This window comes from Algoriphagus locisalis, assembly GCF_900116615.1.
In the GTDB taxonomy this organism is placed as follows: domain Bacteria; phylum Bacteroidota; class Bacteroidia; order Cytophagales; family Cyclobacteriaceae; genus Algoriphagus; species Algoriphagus locisalis.
Map to the genome: position 1 here is coordinate 1 of NZ_FPBF01000007.1, position 16879 is coordinate 16879.

The window sequence follows — 16879 nt, forward strand, 5'->3', positions numbered from 1 at the left end:
GCTGCGAACACTTTGCCCAGGACATCATGGGAAGGTATCCCATTCTTAAAAGGGAAGAATCTGCGAAGCCAGTCAAGCTTGGCACGACCAAAAAGACTGATGGTCGTCCAGCTATCCATCCCGCTGACAACAGCGGCAATGGAAAGGAACAGGATTTCATCAAGAGGGTAAAGGTGGTTGCCTTTGGCTATACGTCGGGGATCTTTCAATTCTGAAAAAAATGAGGAGAAAGCCGGGTGTACTTTCTGGTCTAAATCTGGATTGGCCATTTTTTTGACCACTCCCAAAAATATCCAATAATTCTTAAATTTCAACGATTTTTAAAAGCGATTTCCCTGTGTTTGAACCGAGGCAAGCGCACTTTAATGCGGTAATCTCTTTAATTTCGCCCAATGGATTTCAAATTGACACGAATTGCCCCTACTCCCAGTGGATACCTACATTTGGGAAATCTTTATTCTTTTTTGGTTACCAAAGCTTTGGCGGAAGAAACTGGCGCAAAGATCCTTCTACGAATAGATGATCTGGATCGAGAGCGATATAGGACTGAATACGTTCAGGATATTTTTGACACGCTGGACTTCATGGAAGTCAGCTATGATCAGGGACCGAAAACAGTTCAGGAATTTGAGCAGGAATGGTCTCAAATCCATAGAATGAACAGCTATCTGGAAGCTTTGGAGCAAATTCGGGAAAGAAAACTTGTCTTTGCCTGCGATTGTACCCGGAAGAAAATCCAGCAAATGGACTCTTCAGGCTATTATTTAGGTCATTGTCAGGTTAGAAATATCCCTTTGGAAAGACTGGAGACTTGCTGGCGCATGGATACTTTTGATACAGATTTCATTAAAATCAGGACCTATACAAGCGGAGAAAAATCCTTCGTTCTCCCTGAAGATTCCGCATTTTTTATCGTAAGAAAGAAAGACAAACTACCCGCTTATCAGCTTACTTCAGTCATAGATGATGTGCATTATGGAGTCGATCTGATCGTAAGAGGAAATGATCTTTTGGGATCCACCCTCGACCAGCAAATCCTTGCTGATGAACTTGATCTACCTTCTTTCCAGAAAGCGACTTTCCACCACCATCCCCTTTTGAAAGGGTCTAAAAACAAAAAACTCTCCAAATCTGAAGGAGCCACTTCTATCCAATTTTTAAGGAAAGAGGGGAAGAAACCGACTGATATTTACCAGATTTTGGGAGAGATGATTGGTTCAACAGAACCTTGGATTGATTTTGAATCTTTCAAAAAACATTTGACTATCAAGGGAAACTGACAAATATAAAAGCCGAAGAATATTCTTCGGCTTTTATATTGACTGATCTAATTAATCCTTTTAACAGTAAAATGATAAAAGGATTGCATGATGCCAAACTCAAATATTGAGGTGAATTCGGTCTTCCGTCATCTGTCTTCCAACTTAATCATACTTCGCAGGCATGTCCGGAGCTACCATAGATTTCTTGATAAACTCGCGGATATCATCATTGGAAGTCTCCAAGTCCTCAGCCCTCAAATACATCATGTGACCACTTCTGTAGCCTTTCCAGGAAAGTCTGTCTGCCATCCTGCCTGATGGATCCATTTGCCAGTGGTTGTATTTTGCATTGAAAAAGTCTGTTCCGCCATCATAATAGCCAGATTGGGTCATTACGTGCAAGTAGGGATTTTGGCGCATGGCATCTGCCAAATCATAGCCTGTGTTCTCGTTAGAGCGATTCCAAGGATGTACCGGGCCAAAAAGATTGTAAGTCAAATCGGTTTTATACTTGAGATGCTCTCTCACATAGATCTGAAAAGATGGGGCGAAAGCATGATTCCAAGAAGACAAGGCTGGATCAAAATCAGGTCTTGAACCTGTGCCTGCATTGTCAAAACCTTTATATCTACTGTCCAATCTACCGATAGTCATTCCTTGATCTCTCAGTAATTCTTTCCAAAAGAAATTCGTAGGAATTAATAGATTATGCTCAAGCACCACTTCTTTGCTTAGCCCCGAATACAAAGCATATTTGGTAGCTATGGCATCTCGCTCAGCTGCTGATAGCAATCCTCCCTTCACTACTGCGGGAATCAGTTCATTGATGGTGAAAGCTTCTACTTCAGGTAGGAATTCTTCCAAATCCTGGCTTTGAAGAGATGCATCCAATGCTTTGTGATACCAAGCCGTAGCTGCGTAATAAGGTAGATAGTTGGAGGTATGGATAGGTGCTCCGCGTTCAATTCCAAGTTCAGTCGGAGAAACCATGATCACCCCATTAAAATACATCCAGTGTGAATTTTGGAGCTGCGCTACCAAACCTGCAACACGCGTAGTACCATAACTTTCACCGATTAGATACTTTGGCGAAGCCCAGCGCTCCTGACGAGTTACAAATGTATTCACCCAATCCGCCAAGTATTTGATATCGGAGTTAATCCCGAAGAAAGTAGAGCGATCCACTTCTTCATCTACAATCCGCGAATATCCCGTATTCACTGGATCTACATAAACGATGTCGGCTACATCCAGAATTGAATGTGGATTTGACTTCACACCGTATGGCTGAAGAGGATATCCTTCCTCATCAATATTCAGCACCACAGGCCCCGTATAAGCGATATGCATCCAGATAGACGCCGATCCCGGTCCTCCATTGAATGAAATCACTAGCGGCCGGGTAGTTTTATCTGAAACATCTGTACGCTCATAATAGGTGTAAAATAAAGAAGCTATTGGTTTCCCTTTTTCATTCCAAACAGGCTGGGTTCCCGCTGTTGCTTTGTAAGGAACCTTCTTGCCTTTGATGGTAGTCTCATGGGTAGTCTCCACTGCCGACTCTATTTCTATATGTCTTTCTTCCTGCGCAAAAACAACAGAAAGCAAAGCCATAAAAAGTACTGTTAAACTAAATTTTCTCATAAAGTATAGGGTATAATTATTCGATTTTGAAAGTACTAATTGTTAATACAAAGCGGAAAAAAATTACATAGATGGACACAATTAGTTCACTTTGTTCACGGCAACTAAGCGGGCAATCACCACCGCTGGATAGAGAATTCCAATAGTAGAAAGAAAAACAGAGAGCATTTTTGACATAACCTGGATTGGATACAAATCGCCAAAACCGACCGTTGTAAGCGAAACTAAACTAAAATATATGTACAAAGCGAAATCCTTATCCAATCCCTCCAAAACTACGTCTCCACCTATCCCTGACCCTGTAGTCAGATAGATAATCTCAAAAACAAAAGAGCCTAAAATCGCTACTAGCAAATAAACATTGACTGCGCCAATCACCCTATAAATGTTTACTTCATCATCTCTAAATAACAGCCTGATATTCAAAAATATAAATACAATCATATTCAAAATACCAACGATACGCTCAACCAAGTAAAATTCATATTCATACTCTGAGAAACGCAAAACTCTAAGCCCCAATTGAGTCATAAAAAGAATTGCTGTCAATCCTATCAAAAGCTTATTGCGGGAGGACCAGATTCCGGTAAAAAATAAAAAAAGAAAGACCGAATTCACGAAAAAGGCATGTACATGCCCATATTCAATCAAAATGGGTAAGACAAAAACAGTGAAGAGTAAAATCACCAGAAGCACAGCAAAACTGGTATCAGTAAGCCAATAATCCGTGAAGGAATTAAATGCATATTTTACTTGACTTCGCTTCTTATTTACAAATTGATTCATCTAAAATGGGTTAATACTCATAAATCAATATTTACGCTTTAGTCAATTAAGGCAATAATCTCCCTTTCAGCCAATCCATCATCAATATCGCTCTTTTAAAATATTCATGTGATGTTCAAAATGCCCAGGAATGATCCAAAATAGTGCTCGTGGAGTTATGGGATTACCACTAGCGGTACCAACAAGGTCTAAGGTGTCTTCATGCAATATTCGAAGAAGGGACAATAAAGCCATGCGCTGACTTACAAAATCATCCATTAAGTGGTCGAGTGGCACATGCCCAAACCTGGCATTGAGTACATAAGGATCCTGATCAAAGCCCGGTAAGGAGGATTTCTCGCCTCTTGCAAAACAGAGTGCCCTAAAAGTCATGATCCGCTCTGTGTCTATCATATGGCCAAGAACTTCCTTAGGTGTCCATTTCCCTTCAGCATAGGGCTTATCTGCCCACTCAGCTTCCTTATTTTTAAACAATTTTAAAAGGGAATCAGATTGTTTTAATACCAGCTCTTCATAGTTGTTACCAGAAACTAGTTTGAGGTAGGTAGAAAAAAAAGGCGAATAATCACCTTCTTTCGGTTGATCTAAGGTTTTCATGTAAAAATTCTTTGGGGGAAATATATATCGGATAAATTTAAGTCATAAGTATAAACCACATCTATATCATGCATAAAAAATTACTCACAATCTTACTTGCACTTGGTTCTCAATGGGCGATTTCGCAAACCACCATTATCAGAAATCCAGAAATCGCTCAAATGATCTCGGAGATTTCAGCAGATTCTCTGGAGCATCATGTGAGAGCCTTGGCATCCTTCAATTCCCGACATACCTTAAGTACAGATCAGGAAAATGGGATGCCGGCAGCACAACGCTACGTTCTTTCTAAATTCAATCATTTTGCGAAGCAATCATCAGGGAGAATGAGTGCTGAGATTGAAAATTTCACTATCTCAGCTGATAATCGGCGGATTAAGGCTGATTCTCCTGGTGCGAATGTAGTCGCAACATTAAAAGGAACTAACCCAGCAGACGACCGAATATTTATCATTTCGGCACACATGGATTCACGGAACAAGGATGTGATGGATGCTGAAGGAAGCTCACCTGGCGCGAATGATGACGGTAGCGGAACTGCAACTGTGATAGAACTCGCTAGAATAATGGCATCTCACGAGTTTTCTGCTACTATCATGTTTGTGGCATTTACCGGAGAAGAACAAGGATTAAAAGGTGCAACTTACATGGCTGATAAGGCTAAATCCGAAGGTTGGAACTTAGCAGCTGTGTTGAATAACGATATCGTGGGTAATAGCAGCTCATCGGAAACACTGATAAAGGACAACTTAAAAATGAGAGTTTTCTCGGAGACTATTCCAGCTTCGGAGACCGAGCAAGAAGCTAATATCCGTCGCTATACCAATGCTGAAAATGATAGCAAATCAAGGCAACTGGCTAGGTATATCAAAGAGCATGGAGACAAATATGTAGATCAATTCGAAGTAAAGTTGATTTATCGAGCAGATAGATTCCTGCGAGGAGGTGACCAAACTCCCTTCGCGAGAAATGCCTTCACTGCGGTCAGAATGTCCGAAATGAATGAGGACTTTATCCATCAGCATGAAAACGTTCGTGTAGAAGATGGTATTCATTATGGTGATTTACCAGAGTATATGGATTTCGAATACCTGCGAAAAGTATCTGCGGTAAACTTGGCCTCTTTAGCTTCTCTGGCTAATTCTCCTGACCAACCTCAGGAGGTCAAAATAGATGTACGAGGATTGAGTAACAAATCCACTTTAATTTGGGATGCGCCGGAAATCGGCAAAGCTGTGGGGTATTACGTACTTATGAGAGAGACTTCATCTCCGATGTGGGAACAAAAATTCTGGACAACAGAGACCACATTGACATTGCCCTATTCTAAGGACAATTACTTCTTTGCCGTGCAATCTGTCTCTGAATCAGGAGCAGAAAGCCTTCCTGTCTTCCCTACTCCACTTTCCAGATAAGCGAATTCTTAATTAAATCAATTCCAAATTCAATAGAAATTAACTGAAATTGGAACTCCAATGGCTATATTTAGTTAATCATTTGAAACATTATACTTATGAAAACTAAAGAAATCGTAACGCTTCAGCGTTCATTACTTGTCGATACAGAGAAATTGCTCAACCAACAGGTGGAAATGGAAGGCACCTCTTCTGCGTACTATCTTTCTATGGCCTCTTGGTGTCATATGATGGGGTATGAAAATTCGGCAAAATACCTCTACACACATGCTGATGAAGAGCGCATGCACATGATGAAAATATTCCAATACATCAATGAGGCAGGCGGACATGCTATTCAACCGGAAATCACCGGAATTAGACATAACTTCAATTCTTTGAGAGAGATCTTTGAATTGATTTTGGAACATGAAATCAACGTGACCAAGTCTATCAACAACATCGTCGATCATGCTTTCTCCAAGAAAGATTTCGCTACGTTCAGCTTTATGCAGTGGTATGTCACCGAGCAACGAGAAGAAGAAACCATGTCTAGAAGAGCATTAGAGCTTTTTGATATCATTGGCGAAGAAGGAGTTGGTCTTTGGACGATAGATCAGGAGCTTGGCAAGCTACATGCTGCTGCCCATCCTGCAGAATAAATTTAAAGCGACTTTCGAGTCGCTTTTTTTTTCCAATCTTTAATAAATACAATAAAACACGCAATATTTATATTACTGTTTGACTATCAACTCTTTGGGTGAAATTCTTTTGCTAGTATGGATTTTTTCTTATTCTACTTTGGCATATCTTAATGCAAGTTTATTTCAATCCACCCCTTAACACATCCTGTTGCTATGAGTTTCAATAAGAGCCAAGCGGCATTTTTCCAGGCAATAAAACTTTCATTACCCAGCTATAATTCTCTAGTTGACGAGATAGCAGAGATTTTAGAAATCAGCATAGACAGCGCGTACAGGAGAATCCGAGGCGAAAAGTTACTAGACTTTACAGAGCTAGAGATCCTATGCAATCGGTTCAACATTTCAGTTGACTCCTTTTTCAACTTGAACTCTAAGAGTATCCTTTTTCAGGGAAATCAAAATGACTATCAAGAGAATAGCTTTATGAAGTGGATGGAAGATGTCTATGCACAGCTGAATCTGGTGAATAGTTTTTCCAAAAAACACATTTATTGGCTGGTTAAAGACATGCCGCCTTTCCATCATTATTACCACAAGGAGTTGGCGGCTTTTAAGTTCTTTTTCTGGAGAAAATCCATTCTCTTTAATGAGAGCCTGAAAGACACCAAGTTTTCCATAAAGGATAATTCCTACGACCAGTTTGCCGAAATCACCCAGAAAATCCTCAAAGCCTACCATAAAATCCCGACCACTGAAATCTGGAACATAGAAGGCATAAGTGTTACGCTGCGTCAAATTGAATTATACCATGAAATGGGTATCATGACATCCACAGAGGACACTTTGTTTCTATACAATTGCATGATGGAGGTGATCGACAACCTGGAGCGAATGGCAGAGAAAGGAAGGAAAATCATCCCATCGCATCCCGACATTGAAGGAGCAGACTATAACTTTTTTGTAAATGAATTCATTATTGGAGACAACACCTTCTTTGCTACTATGGATGAGCAAAAAGTAACTTATCTAAACCATAGTGTCATCTATTTCCACGGCACATCCGACCCAGTTTTTAATAATGCGATGTTCAGAAATCTGGAAAATCTGATCAAAAAATCTACCCAAATCAGCGTAGTCTGCGAAAAAGAGCGGAAACAATTTTTCAATAAATTACGCAAGAAAGTAGTAGAAAGAATCAATGCCCTCCCAGTGGAAGAAGAGTAAAAACCCATTTCCTAACCAATTCTTTCGGATAAAGCTTAGAATCTACTACTTTTAAGCTTGAAGGAACCTACTTATGAATAGATCAATCAAATACAGTTTCGCTAGCCTTGCTCTAGTTAGCACTTCGTTTTTCTCCTGTCAGGAAAAAACTTCCGAAGAGGTGATCGACGAGGACAAAATGGTAATAGCCAGCAATCCGGCACCAAAAGAAAAGATAGAAGGGATGGCTTGGATCCCAGGTGGCGAATTCGTCATGGGAACCAATGAAGCTGAAGCATATTCTGCGGAGAAACCAGCCGTAAATCTGAAAGTAAATGGATTTTGGATGGACACCCACGAGGTCACTAATGCTGAATTCAAAAAATTTGTAGATGCTACTGGCTATGTTACGCTAGCTGAGAAAAAACCAGAATGGGAAGACCTCAAGAAGCAATTGCCACCAAATACCCCAAAGCCAGACGATGCACTTTTGGTTGCGGGTTCCATGGTTTTCAGTCCGCCTCCCTACGCAGTTCCTACTCAGGACATTTCACTTTGGTGGGTGTGGGTAGAAGGTGCCAACTGGAAAAACCCAGAAGGTCCTGAATCAAATTTGGAAGGTAGGGAAAATCATCCTGTAGTTCATATTGCATTTGAAGATGCACAGGCTTATGCAGATTGGGTTGGAAAAAGACTTCCTACAGAGAATGAGTGGGAATTTGCTGCCCGTGGTGGCGCAGAAGGTAAGCGATTCGCTTGGGGAGATGAACTGACTCCAAATGGGCAGTACTTGGCAAATACATTCCAAGGAAACTTTCCTAATGACAACCAGAGCCTTGATGGATTTGAAGGAACTTCTCCGGTAAAATCCTTTGCCCCAAATACATTTGGACTATACGATATGATCGGAAATGTCTGGGAATTGACAGGCGACTGGTATGACGCACTGAAATACGCCAGACTGGCTGGGCAAGCGCCGAAGTTGGATGCCAAAATGAATCCTTGTTACAATCCTGACAACCCATACGCTATGGAGCGCGTGATCAAAGGTGGATCGTACCTTTGTGCAGATAACTACTGCGTGAATTACCGCCCTTCTGCCCGTCAAGGTCAGGCTTTTGATAGCGGAACTTCCAATGTAGGTTTCAGATTAGTAAAAGACGCTGAGGATAAAACAATCAGCATGAAGTGATACTAGTTAGACATCAAAAAAGGTGGTTTCTGAGTCAGAAACCACCTTTTTTATTTTACAGTTTTCTTCACTAGAATAAAACTAGTTTTTCGCGATACTGAAAGCCTCGCTCAATCGGGACGGATGAACGCCTACCAAAATGGAAAGATTTTTAATTCTCCCCTTGCACAGTATGCAGTTTAACGAAAGCACACTCATACTGCGACTGCGAACTTTGCATTTACTTTTTGCTCTCCGTGGTTAAAAAAATCATGGCAAATCATATCCTTTGGTAATTCTTTGGATATACTTCCCTAGAATATCAAACTCCAGATTGACCAAGTCTCCTACCCTCAACTGATGAAAATTAGTGTGCTCAAAGGTGTAAGGTATGATTGCTACTGAGAATCTACCTGGACCAGAGTTAAAGCAGGTCAGGCTTGTTCCATTAATGGTGATTGATCCTTTCTCTACAGTCACATTTCCAAGACCATGCTCAAATTCCAGATCAAAAACCCAGGAGCCATTTTGATCTGTAATGTTTTTCACTGTCCCTACCTGATCCACATGACCCTGCACAATATGACCATCAAAACGGCCATTTGCAGGCATGCAGCGCTCCAAATTCACCCGCTTCCCCACTTTCCACTGCGATAGATTCGTCTTCTGAATAGTCTCATCTATTGCTGTCACTCGATAAGAATCCGGCGTAGTTTGAACGACGGTCAAACAGACTCCGTCATGAGCCAAAGACTGATCTATTTTTAATTCAGAAGCCAATGTGGACTCCAAATCAAAGTGGACATTGGTGCCATCCTGAGTTATATTATGTATTGTGCCAAAAGCTTCAATAATTCCTGTAAACATAGCGGTGAATTTAACTTTCAAAGTTTCAATGACTAAGCAATAAATGCCCCATTCAAGTTCAAATTAAGCCAAATATTCCTTTATCTTCGACCGCAGAACCACAAAAAACCATGCCCCTACTCAAACTCGAAGACACTTATTTACATAAAGGAAAACGGAGAGCTCTAGTGACTTTGTTACGGGAAAAAGGAATAAAAAACGAGCGTGTTCTTCAGGCTATCAACACCTTACCAAGACATTTTTTCTTCGATTCAGCACTCATTTCCCACGCTTACGAGGACAAAGCTTTCCCTATCGGTGAAGGTCAAACTATTTCGCAGCCCTATACCGTAGCCTTCCAAACTGAACTTCTGGAGATTAAAGAAGGAGATAGAATTTTAGAAATCGGAACTGGATCTGGATACCAAGGAAGTATTTTACATCTACTTGGAGCAGAGGTATTTACGATAGAATATCAGAAGAAATTATTTGAAGGAACCAAGCGATTCTTAACGAGATTGGGAATAGAAATGCATCTTTTCTATGGAGATGGAACTGGCGGTCTTCCTGCCTATGCACCTTATGATAAAATAATTGTGACAGCTGGCGCTCCTGTGGTCCCGGAAGCCTTGATTCAGCAACTGGAAATAGGCGGAATTCTGGTAATTCCTGTTGGTGATAAGCGAAAACAAGCCATGCTAAAAATCACCAAGAAATCTAATACCAAGGTCGAGCAGGAAGAATACGAGGGTTTTGCTTTTGTTCCACTTTTGGGGAAAGACGGTTGGGGTTGAAAGAATTTGAAATTGAAAATTTGATATTTGATATTGTCGGTATTTGAAATTTTTTCAAAATTAAATTCCGATATATCTTCTTGAATTATTTTCCAGCCAAATTTTATTTCTATTTTTGTTAAAATTTAGATTTATGAGCACAAAGAAATTTGCAAGAGAGTCAGCAGTGATTATGACCGAAATGGTCCTTCCTAATGATACCAATACATTGAACAATCTCATGGGAGGTAAACTGATGCATTGGATGGATGTGGTGGCTGCCATCGCTGCTCAGAAGCATTCAAACAGCATCGTAGTAACCGCCTCTGCAGATAACATTTCGTTTCAGCAACCAATAGCTCTTGGTAATGTCGTAACACTCAAAGCACAAGTGACTCGTGCCTTCAATTCTTCCATGGAGGTTTTCATCGAAGTTACTGCAGAGGACATTCCTGCAAATAAAAAGGTGATGACCCATAGAGCTTTTTTCACTTTTGTCGCTGTAAATGAAAACAACAAACCCTCAAGAATTCCTGAGTTAGTTCCAGAAACTCCCGAAGAGATTGAAAACTTTGAAGGCGCACTGAGAAGAAGGCAACTTCGATTGGTACTCGCAAAAAGAATGAAACCAGAGGATGCAGTGGAATTGAAATCCATTTTCAATTTGGACTGATCAAACTATAAAGTCATTAAAAAAGTGAGGGGTGCTAGAGATATTGCCCCTCTTTTTTTGTGTTAAGGGGAATTTTGAGCAATTTCCCGACATGGAAAATATGAGCATTCAAGAGCTCCAGCATATCATCACCGAGGAGCTTTTTTTCTTTGAAAAAGAACCTGAAGCCGGTCAGGCAAATCAGGAATCAAATCATACTTCTGAGACAGAAAAACCAAAGACTCTTCCGAAAACTGTCCATATAGATGGTGTAACCCCTCCAAAAGAAGAACTAAAGCCAGAGCCGCTGAGTGTTCGTGGTAAATTCGAAAAGGGAATTCTCGTACTTCATGAAGAAGAGCAGCTCAGACCCGAGGTAATGGAAATGTTGGTGAATATGATCAATGCCGTGGGGCATTCCATGAACGAAGTTGGGCTACTTTCATCCAAAGAGCTGGAAGGTAGAACGCTAGCCGAGCTCTATGACCTCAATGCGCATATCGTTCTGAAGTTTGGTCGCCTGAAACACCCTATAAATGCGCTACCGGCATCGGATTATCAGATTCATACAGAAGGAGAAACCGAATACCTTTTCGCAGATGCCCTAACTACAATTTCTGAAGAAAAGGCGCTAAAAGGCAAACTTTGGAACACTCTTAAAATACTCTTTAACATTTCTAAAAAATAATGAGTCTCACACCACAACAACATACCTGGGCAAAGCGCTTTCGCTGGATTTCACTCATAGAAGGTATTTCCACTTTAGTATTATTTTTCATTGCTATGCCTATGAAATACATGTGGGACTATCCGCTGGCCGTCACTTACGTAGGTTCAGTTCATGGGGCTCTTTTTATCCTCTATATCTGCATGGTTTTCCCTACGGCACATAAGTTAAAATGGAATTTCAGCAGAACATTCTTTGCGATCATTGCTTCAATTATCCCCTTTGGCCCCTTTATTTTTGATAGAAACCTGAAAAAAAGTCAACACGTGAATTTGTAAGAAATGGCCTTAATCAGCAAAAAGAAGCGTATTTTCCCGATCAGTCCTGGACTGAGGCGCTATCTGATTAAGTATTCCCGTGAGGTGGATATTCCTATTCACTACCATGAATTGCTACGCTATTCAAGCTCCATAGCACTTTACGATTCCAAGGAACAAGACACACTTTGGGAAACGGTTTTCTATGATCAATCCGACCGGGAGGAGATTCACCTGAATGTCAAAAAAATCTATGCCCTACTGAAAGCCGGAGGGGATATGTCGGTGATGGAGCATCTGTATGTAGATCGGATAGACCTCTGTGTCTATGGAAATACACAGCCGTTTAGGGTAAGAATTGTAAATAGAATCAATGATAATTTTGATTATTTCTATGTGAAAAATGCTGATGCTTCGAGAGTTTACGGGTTGGAGTTTGAGCATTTACTTTCACCAAATAGAATTTCCTATCTGGTTCATCAAAATACGCTGATTGAAGAACATATCGCAGGAATTCCCGGAGATTTATTCATGCGTGCTCACATGACTGATCCTCATTTGAACCCCATTCGATTAGCTAAGGAATTCGTCAAATTCAATGAGCGTTGTTTTGTGAGACTTCTCGGAGATATGCACTCCTCCAATTTCGTGATTGACGTCACTCCCGACTTTGAAGAAACCCATTATAGGATCAGGGCAATAGATTTTGACCAGCAGTCTTATGAGGGAAAAAAATCGATTTACCTGCCCCAGTATTTCAAAGAAAACAATGTATTGATTCAGCTGGGAATGAAATACATCACCCCCGAATCCATGGCTCAATATCAGAAAGAAGAGCGGGCGCTTATAGCCACCCGACTCAAATCTTCCCGACAAGGTATTCTTGATATTTTGCGTTCTATGGAGCAAGACACCATTTCCCTTCCGGAAAATATCACCTCTTTAAAAATAGACTTGGCGAAGCACTATGGAAATGATAAGTTCTTGGACTGTAAGAACATGGGTCAAATCATGAAAACTAGTCTTGAACAACTTATCAAGAAATAATTTAGTCTATTTCACTAGTCTACGGAGATAGCCACCATACCCACTTTTCCCCAATTTATCTGCAGCCTGAAGCAGTTTTTCCTCTCCGATAAACCCTGCTCTATAGGCGATCTCTTCGATGCATCCGATCTTTAAACCTTGACGCTCTTCGATTACTTCCACGAATTGCGCAGCCTGTAAAAGCGATTGATGAGTACCCGTATCCAGCCAGGCTGTTCCCCTATTTAGGATAGCCACTTGCAATTCACCCAGCTTCAGATATTCATTATTAATATCAGTTATTTCGAGTTCCCCACGCGGGCTGGGCTTGATCTTTTTAGCTATCTCCACCACTCGATTGTCGTAGAAATAAAGCCCAGGAACGGCAAAATTTGATTTTGGGTTTTCTGGCTTTTCTTCGATGCTGATCGCCTTCTGATTCTCATCAAATTCCACTACGCCGTATCGCTCAGGATCATTGACATGATAGGCAAACACAACCCCGCCAGTCGGCTTAGTATGCTCTTTCAACGTCTTATGAAGACCGGATCCGTAAAATATATTATCTCCTAAGATCAAAGCGACATCATCGTCTCCAATGAATTTTTCCCCAATGATAAAAGCCTGAGCCAAACCATCCGGGCTCGGCTGGACTGCATATTCAAATCTGCATCCCACTTGGGAACCATCTCCTAAAAGCCGCTGGAAAGCCTCGCTATCTTCTGGAGTCGTAATAATTAGCACTTCTCTGATTCCTGCCATCATCAATACAGAAAGCGGATAATAGATCATCGGCTTGTCATAAACCGGCATCAGCTGCTTGCTGACAGAAATAGTCAGAGGATATAAACGAGTGCCAGACCCACCGGCCAAAATAATTCCCTTCATATAGTTAGTTGTATAAGTTTCATAGATCAATTCCCCATTATTTCAAAAATGAATCCAAATCTATCGGCGACCAATTCGGTATGTAATGAATTCAATAAATAGTCTTCGCTAAATTCAGCGATAAATGATGTAAAATAACGTTAGATTAAGGCTTAAAGCTACTGAAAGCCCCATAATTAAAAAAATAAGATAAGAAATCAAGGATATGAAGACACTGTTTGCTGCTTTGGGAACGCGTGGAGATATCGAGCCGTTTTTGGCACAGGCTGAGATTTTTGCTGAAGCCGGTCAAGAAGTGATTTGCCTTTTTCCAGAGCAATTTAGAGAAACAGTGACCCAACTTGGGTATGAATTCATCGGCTTTGACAGAGGCTTTCTGGAATTGTTGGAATCTCAAAGTGGCAAAAATATCATGGGAGGCGGAGGAAATGTCTGGAACCAGCTCAAAAACTATTTCAAGCTGGCTAAAAGCTCCTTGAGTTTACAGCATCTACTTATCGCTCAGCAGCGGGATGCGCTCAAAAATCTTAATCCCGATAGAATTGTTTTTCACGCCAAATGCCTGTATTTTATCCTGGCAGCTATGGCTGATCCAGCTAGATTTACTTTTCTCACTCCCATTCCATGCCTCACCCATCCTTCTTCGGAATATCCGCATATTGGATTTGGAAAATGGAAACCCTTTGGGAAAGCCTTGAATCTAAAGTCCTATAATCTGGTAAATGGGGCTAGAAGGCTTGCTATGAAGAAGTTTCTCGGCCAGTACTATTCAGATTTTCCTTCACTAAAAATCTCTTCCAAAAGCATTAAAAACTTTGAATTAAACGGTCTGAGAACCATTTACTCTATTTCTCCTTCACTTTTTCCCAGACCCATAAATTGGCCGGAAACTGCACGTATTGTAGGCTATTATTTTAGAAATCAAGTCAATAAATTCCAGCCTTCAAGAGAATTGGAAGAATGGCTGGAGAAATATCCAAAAGCTGTGCTAGTCACTTTTGGCTCAATGAGTAACACCAAGCCTGCCGAACACTCCAAAACAATAATTGAATTACTTCAAAAGCATCAGATTCCTGCAATCGTCAATACTTCCTGGGGAGGATTGGAGAAAGTGGAAGGTAGCGGAGAATCCATTTTCTATGTCAATCAAATCCCCTATGACTGGATTTTGCCAAAACTATATGGGATGATCCATCACGGGGGCTCTGGTACTACCCACCAAGGAGCGGCGCATGGGTGTGTGCAACTGATTGTTCCTCACATTATCGATCAATATTTCTGGAATAGGATTTTAGAAAACCGTGGATTAGGACCACTTGGCAAAAGTATCCATGACTTGGATGTACAAAAATTTGAGATAGCTTTGGAGGACTTTTGGACAAATCCTAGCTATGCAGAAAACGCTAAAAGAATTTCCGGAATGGTCAAACTTGAAACGAACCGGGATACAGTGCTTAACCTTGTTTTGAACCCAAAATCAAGCTAAATGAAACTCCAATCAACTTTACTTCTGATAATTTTTGCTCTGGTAATCTTGAGCTGCCAATCAGATCCTGAAATCATTTTCGAATCTCAAGTGAATGAAGATTACAGACCCATTTACCATTTCACGCCGGAAACCGGTTGGATGAACGATCCAAATGGACTGGTCTATCTGGATGGGGAATACCACCTTTTCTACCAGCATTACCCAGACAGCACAGTCTGGGGTCCTATGCATTGGGGACATGCTGTTTCTACCGATTTGGTGAATTGGGAGTCACTTCCGATCGCACTCTATCCAGATAGTTTGGGCTATATTTTCTCTGGAAGTGCCGTTTTTGATGCGGAAAACAGTTCTGGATTAGGCACGGATGAAAACCCTCCGCTGGTCGCCATATTTACCTATCATGATGCCGAACTAGCGAATACAGATTCCGAGACATTTCAGAGCCAGGCAATAGCCTTTTCACTGGATAAGGGCAGAACTTGGGAAAAATATGAGGCAAATCCAGTCTTACCCAATCCGGGAATCCGGGATTTTCGGGATCCAAAAGTTTCTCAAATCACAAATCCAGATGGTTCGAAATCCTGGTTGATGACTTTGGCGGTGCTAGATCAGATTAATTTCTACAGTTCCCCGGATTTGAAAAACTGGAGTTTGATTGGAGTGTTTGGTAAAAATATAGGCGCGCATGGCGGTGTTTGGGAATGCCCTGACCTACTTCCCTTCAAAACCCCATCAGGAGAAGATAAATGGGTTTTGCTAGTAAGCATCAATCCCGGCGGACCACAGAATGGCTCTGCCACACAATACTTCATTGGTGACTTCGAAAATGGCCAATTCACCCCAGACGATACCATGATCCGCTGGCTAGACTACGGACCGGACAATTATGCAGGAGTGACTTACAGCAATCTTCCAGCTGAGCAAAACAGAACGCTTTTCATAGGATGGATGAGTAATTGGCTCTACGCAAATGAGGTTCCGACGGTGGCATGGAGATCAGCGATGACTGTTCCAAGAGAGTTGAGCCTTTTTGATGTAAATGGCACCTTACTCTTAAAGTCTGCTCCTGCCCTAGAACTTGAAAAACTTCGATCAAAGGAGTTTTTAGTAAATGACCAGAGTTCAACTTTGCCCTCTGAAGCTGTTGAAATTGCTGCTGAAATCGAATCTGATTCTTTTACGATGTCATTTTCCAATGTAGCAGGTGATAGCCTGATACTATCTAAAGAAAATGGCCTCGTAAGTATAGACCGGAGAAAAGCCGGAAAAAGTGATTTCAACAAGTATTTCGCTGCCATTCATTCGGCTCCTATGAGCTGGGAAGCAAAGGAAATCAGGATTTTCATGGATGCTTCTTCTATCGAATTGTTCGTAAATGACGGTGAATTGGCGATGACTTCTATCCTATTTCCATCTAGTCCTTGGCAAAATGTAACTGTATCTGAAAATGTCGATTCCTTAAAAATATATAAGCTGAAAAAATAAGAACCTGTCTCTATTGACTTCTCGGAAAATTATGT

General features: G+C 41.0%; 18 protein-coding genes. 12 read left to right on the forward strand and 6 right to left on the reverse strand.

From position 1 onward, the window contains the following. Positions 1 to 314 (reverse strand): transposase family protein (locus BM386_RS17840; protein WP_139235944.1); only part of this gene is annotated, 314 nt, incomplete at its 3' end. 78 nt (positions 315 to 392) lie between these two features. On the opposite strand from BM386_RS17840, the gene BM386_RS17845 reads away from it, so the two are divergent. After that, the gene (locus BM386_RS17845; RefSeq protein WP_091696771.1) at positions 393 to 1280 is read left to right on the forward strand and encodes a glutamate--tRNA ligase family protein; all 888 of its coding nucleotides are present in this window, start codon (positions 393 to 395) and stop codon (positions 1278 to 1280) included. A gap of 144 nt (positions 1281 to 1424) precedes the next feature. On the opposite strand, the gene BM386_RS17850 is transcribed toward BM386_RS17845, so the two are convergent. The 3 genes from BM386_RS17850 to BM386_RS17860 form a co-directional block, all read right to left on the reverse strand. Beyond that, positions 1425 to 2906, reverse strand: a complete 1482-nt coding sequence (locus BM386_RS17850) for a S10 family peptidase (RefSeq protein ID WP_091696773.1) — start codon at positions 2904 to 2906, stop codon at positions 1425 to 1427. Positions 2907 to 2987: 81 nt separating this feature from the next. Then, positions 2988 to 3692, reverse strand: a complete 705-nt coding sequence (locus BM386_RS17855; protein WP_091696774.1) for a potassium channel family protein — start codon at positions 3690 to 3692, stop codon at positions 2988 to 2990. An 81-nt stretch (positions 3693 to 3773) separates the two neighbouring features. After that, positions 3774 to 4289, reverse strand: a complete 516-nt coding sequence (locus BM386_RS17860; protein ID WP_091696776.1) for a DinB family protein — start codon at positions 4287 to 4289, stop codon at positions 3774 to 3776. 68 nt (positions 4290 to 4357) lie between these two features. Here BM386_RS17860 and BM386_RS17865 point away from each other — a divergent pair, with 68 nt between their 5' ends. From BM386_RS17865 to BM386_RS17880, 4 genes are all read left to right on the forward strand, one after another. Further along, positions 4358 to 5704 carry a M28 family metallopeptidase gene (locus BM386_RS17865; RefSeq protein WP_091696777.1) on the forward strand — a complete coding sequence of 449 codons (1347 nt, stop codon included), beginning with the start codon at positions 4358 to 4360 and terminating at the stop codon, positions 5702 to 5704. 98 nt (positions 5705 to 5802) lie between these two features. Beyond that, positions 5803 to 6345 (forward strand): ferritin, encoded by a 543-nt coding sequence (locus BM386_RS17870; protein ID WP_091696779.1) that lies wholly within the window; start codon positions 5803 to 5805, stop codon positions 6343 to 6345. A gap of 195 nt (positions 6346 to 6540) precedes the next feature. Continuing rightward, complete coding sequence (locus BM386_RS17875; protein ID WP_091696781.1) at positions 6541 to 7551, forward strand: hypothetical protein; 1011 nt, start codon at positions 6541 to 6543, stop codon at positions 7549 to 7551. A 73-nt stretch (positions 7552 to 7624) separates the two neighbouring features. Continuing rightward, entirely contained in the window at positions 7625 to 8722 is a 1098-nt protein-coding gene (locus BM386_RS17880; protein WP_091696783.1) for a formylglycine-generating enzyme family protein, read from the forward strand. 249 nt (positions 8723 to 8971) lie between these two features. Here BM386_RS17880 and BM386_RS17885 read toward each other — a convergent pair whose 3' ends face one another. Beyond that, entirely contained in the window at positions 8972 to 9568 is a 597-nt protein-coding gene (locus BM386_RS17885; RefSeq protein WP_091696785.1) for a riboflavin synthase, read from the reverse strand. A gap of 110 nt (positions 9569 to 9678) precedes the next feature. Here BM386_RS17885 and BM386_RS17890 point away from each other — a divergent pair, with 110 nt between their 5' ends. The 5 genes from BM386_RS17890 (at position 9679) to BM386_RS17910 (ending at position 13003) form a co-directional block, all read left to right on the forward strand. Then, positions 9679 to 10341, forward strand: coding sequence for a protein-L-isoaspartate(D-aspartate) O-methyltransferase (locus tag BM386_RS17890; RefSeq protein WP_091696787.1), 663 nt, complete (start codon positions 9679 to 9681; stop codon positions 10339 to 10341). Between the two features lie 133 nt (positions 10342 to 10474). Next, on the forward strand, positions 10475 to 10993 hold the full coding sequence (locus BM386_RS17895; RefSeq protein ID WP_091696788.1) for an acyl-CoA thioesterase: 519 nt from the start codon (positions 10475 to 10477) through the stop codon (positions 10991 to 10993). Positions 10994 to 11093: 100 nt separating this feature from the next. Continuing rightward, positions 11094 to 11660, forward strand: a complete 567-nt coding sequence (locus BM386_RS17900; RefSeq protein WP_139235945.1) for a hypothetical protein — start codon at positions 11094 to 11096, stop codon at positions 11658 to 11660. After that, positions 11660 to 11977: a DUF3817 domain-containing protein gene (locus tag BM386_RS17905; protein WP_091696791.1), complete on the forward strand. Its 318-nt coding sequence runs from the start codon at positions 11660 to 11662 to the stop codon at positions 11975 to 11977. Before BM386_RS17900 ends, BM386_RS17905 begins: the two co-directional genes overlap by 1 nt. A 3-nt stretch (positions 11978 to 11980) precedes the next feature. Next, the gene (locus BM386_RS17910) at positions 11981 to 13003 is read left to right on the forward strand and encodes a hypothetical protein (RefSeq protein WP_091696793.1); all 1023 of its coding nucleotides are present in this window, start codon (positions 11981 to 11983) and stop codon (positions 13001 to 13003) included. A gap of 6 nt (positions 13004 to 13009) precedes the next feature. Here the strand turns inward: BM386_RS17910 and rfbA are convergent, their stop codons facing one another. Further along, positions 13010 to 13870, reverse strand: coding sequence for a glucose-1-phosphate thymidylyltransferase RfbA (gene rfbA, locus BM386_RS17915; protein WP_091697195.1), 861 nt, complete (start codon positions 13868 to 13870; stop codon positions 13010 to 13012). A gap of 205 nt (positions 13871 to 14075) precedes the next feature. Here rfbA and BM386_RS17920 point away from each other — a divergent pair, with 205 nt between their 5' ends. Beyond that, a complete protein-coding gene (locus tag BM386_RS17920) occupies positions 14076 to 15356 on the forward strand; it encodes a glycosyltransferase (RefSeq protein ID WP_091696794.1) in 1281 nt (426 codons plus the stop codon). After that, positions 15357 to 16844 carry a glycoside hydrolase family 32 protein gene (locus BM386_RS17925; protein WP_091696796.1) on the forward strand — a complete coding sequence of 496 codons (1488 nt, stop codon included), beginning with the start codon at positions 15357 to 15359 and terminating at the stop codon, positions 16842 to 16844. Positions 16845 to 16879: the final 35 nt, after the last annotated feature.

What these genes read in the sequence shown, in the direction of transcription:
- BM386_RS17845 (WP_091696771.1), top strand. Translation starts at nt 393, where the DNA reads ATGGATTTCAAATTGACACGAATTGCCCCTACTCCCAGTGGATACCTA.
- BM386_RS17850 (WP_091696773.1), bottom strand. Translation starts at nt 2,906, where the DNA reads ATGAGAAAATTTAGTTTAACAGTACTTTTTATGGCTTTGCTTTCTGTT.
- BM386_RS17855 (WP_091696774.1), bottom strand. Translation starts at nt 3,692, where the DNA reads ATGAATCAATTTGTAAATAAGAAGCGAAGTCAAGTAAAATATGCATTT.
- BM386_RS17860 (WP_091696776.1), bottom strand. Translation starts at nt 4,289, where the DNA reads ATGAAAACCTTAGATCAACCGAAAGAAGGTGATTATTCGCCTTTTTTT.
- BM386_RS17865 (WP_091696777.1), top strand. Translation starts at nt 4,358, where the DNA reads ATGCATAAAAAATTACTCACAATCTTACTTGCACTTGGTTCTCAATGG.
- BM386_RS17870 (WP_091696779.1), top strand. Translation starts at nt 5,803, where the DNA reads ATGAAAACTAAAGAAATCGTAACGCTTCAGCGTTCATTACTTGTCGAT.
- BM386_RS17875 (WP_091696781.1), top strand. Translation starts at nt 6,541, where the DNA reads ATGAGTTTCAATAAGAGCCAAGCGGCATTTTTCCAGGCAATAAAACTT.
- BM386_RS17880 (WP_091696783.1), top strand. Translation starts at nt 7,625, where the DNA reads ATGAATAGATCAATCAAATACAGTTTCGCTAGCCTTGCTCTAGTTAGC.
- BM386_RS17885 (WP_091696785.1), bottom strand. Translation starts at nt 9,568, where the DNA reads ATGTTTACAGGAATTATTGAAGCTTTTGGCACAATACATAATATAACT.
- BM386_RS17890 (WP_091696787.1), top strand. Translation starts at nt 9,679, where the DNA reads ATGCCCCTACTCAAACTCGAAGACACTTATTTACATAAAGGAAAACGG.
- BM386_RS17895 (WP_091696788.1), top strand. Translation starts at nt 10,475, where the DNA reads ATGAGCACAAAGAAATTTGCAAGAGAGTCAGCAGTGATTATGACCGAA.
- BM386_RS17900 (WP_139235945.1), top strand. Translation starts at nt 11,094, where the DNA reads ATGAGCATTCAAGAGCTCCAGCATATCATCACCGAGGAGCTTTTTTTC.
- BM386_RS17905 (WP_091696791.1), top strand. Translation starts at nt 11,660, where the DNA reads ATGAGTCTCACACCACAACAACATACCTGGGCAAAGCGCTTTCGCTGG.
- BM386_RS17910 (WP_091696793.1), top strand. Translation starts at nt 11,981, where the DNA reads ATGGCCTTAATCAGCAAAAAGAAGCGTATTTTCCCGATCAGTCCTGGA.
- rfbA (WP_091697195.1), bottom strand. Translation starts at nt 13,870, where the DNA reads ATGAAGGGAATTATTTTGGCCGGTGGGTCTGGCACTCGTTTATATCCT.
- BM386_RS17920 (WP_091696794.1), top strand. Translation starts at nt 14,076, where the DNA reads ATGAAGACACTGTTTGCTGCTTTGGGAACGCGTGGAGATATCGAGCCG.
- BM386_RS17925 (WP_091696796.1), top strand. Translation starts at nt 15,357, where the DNA reads ATGAAACTCCAATCAACTTTACTTCTGATAATTTTTGCTCTGGTAATC.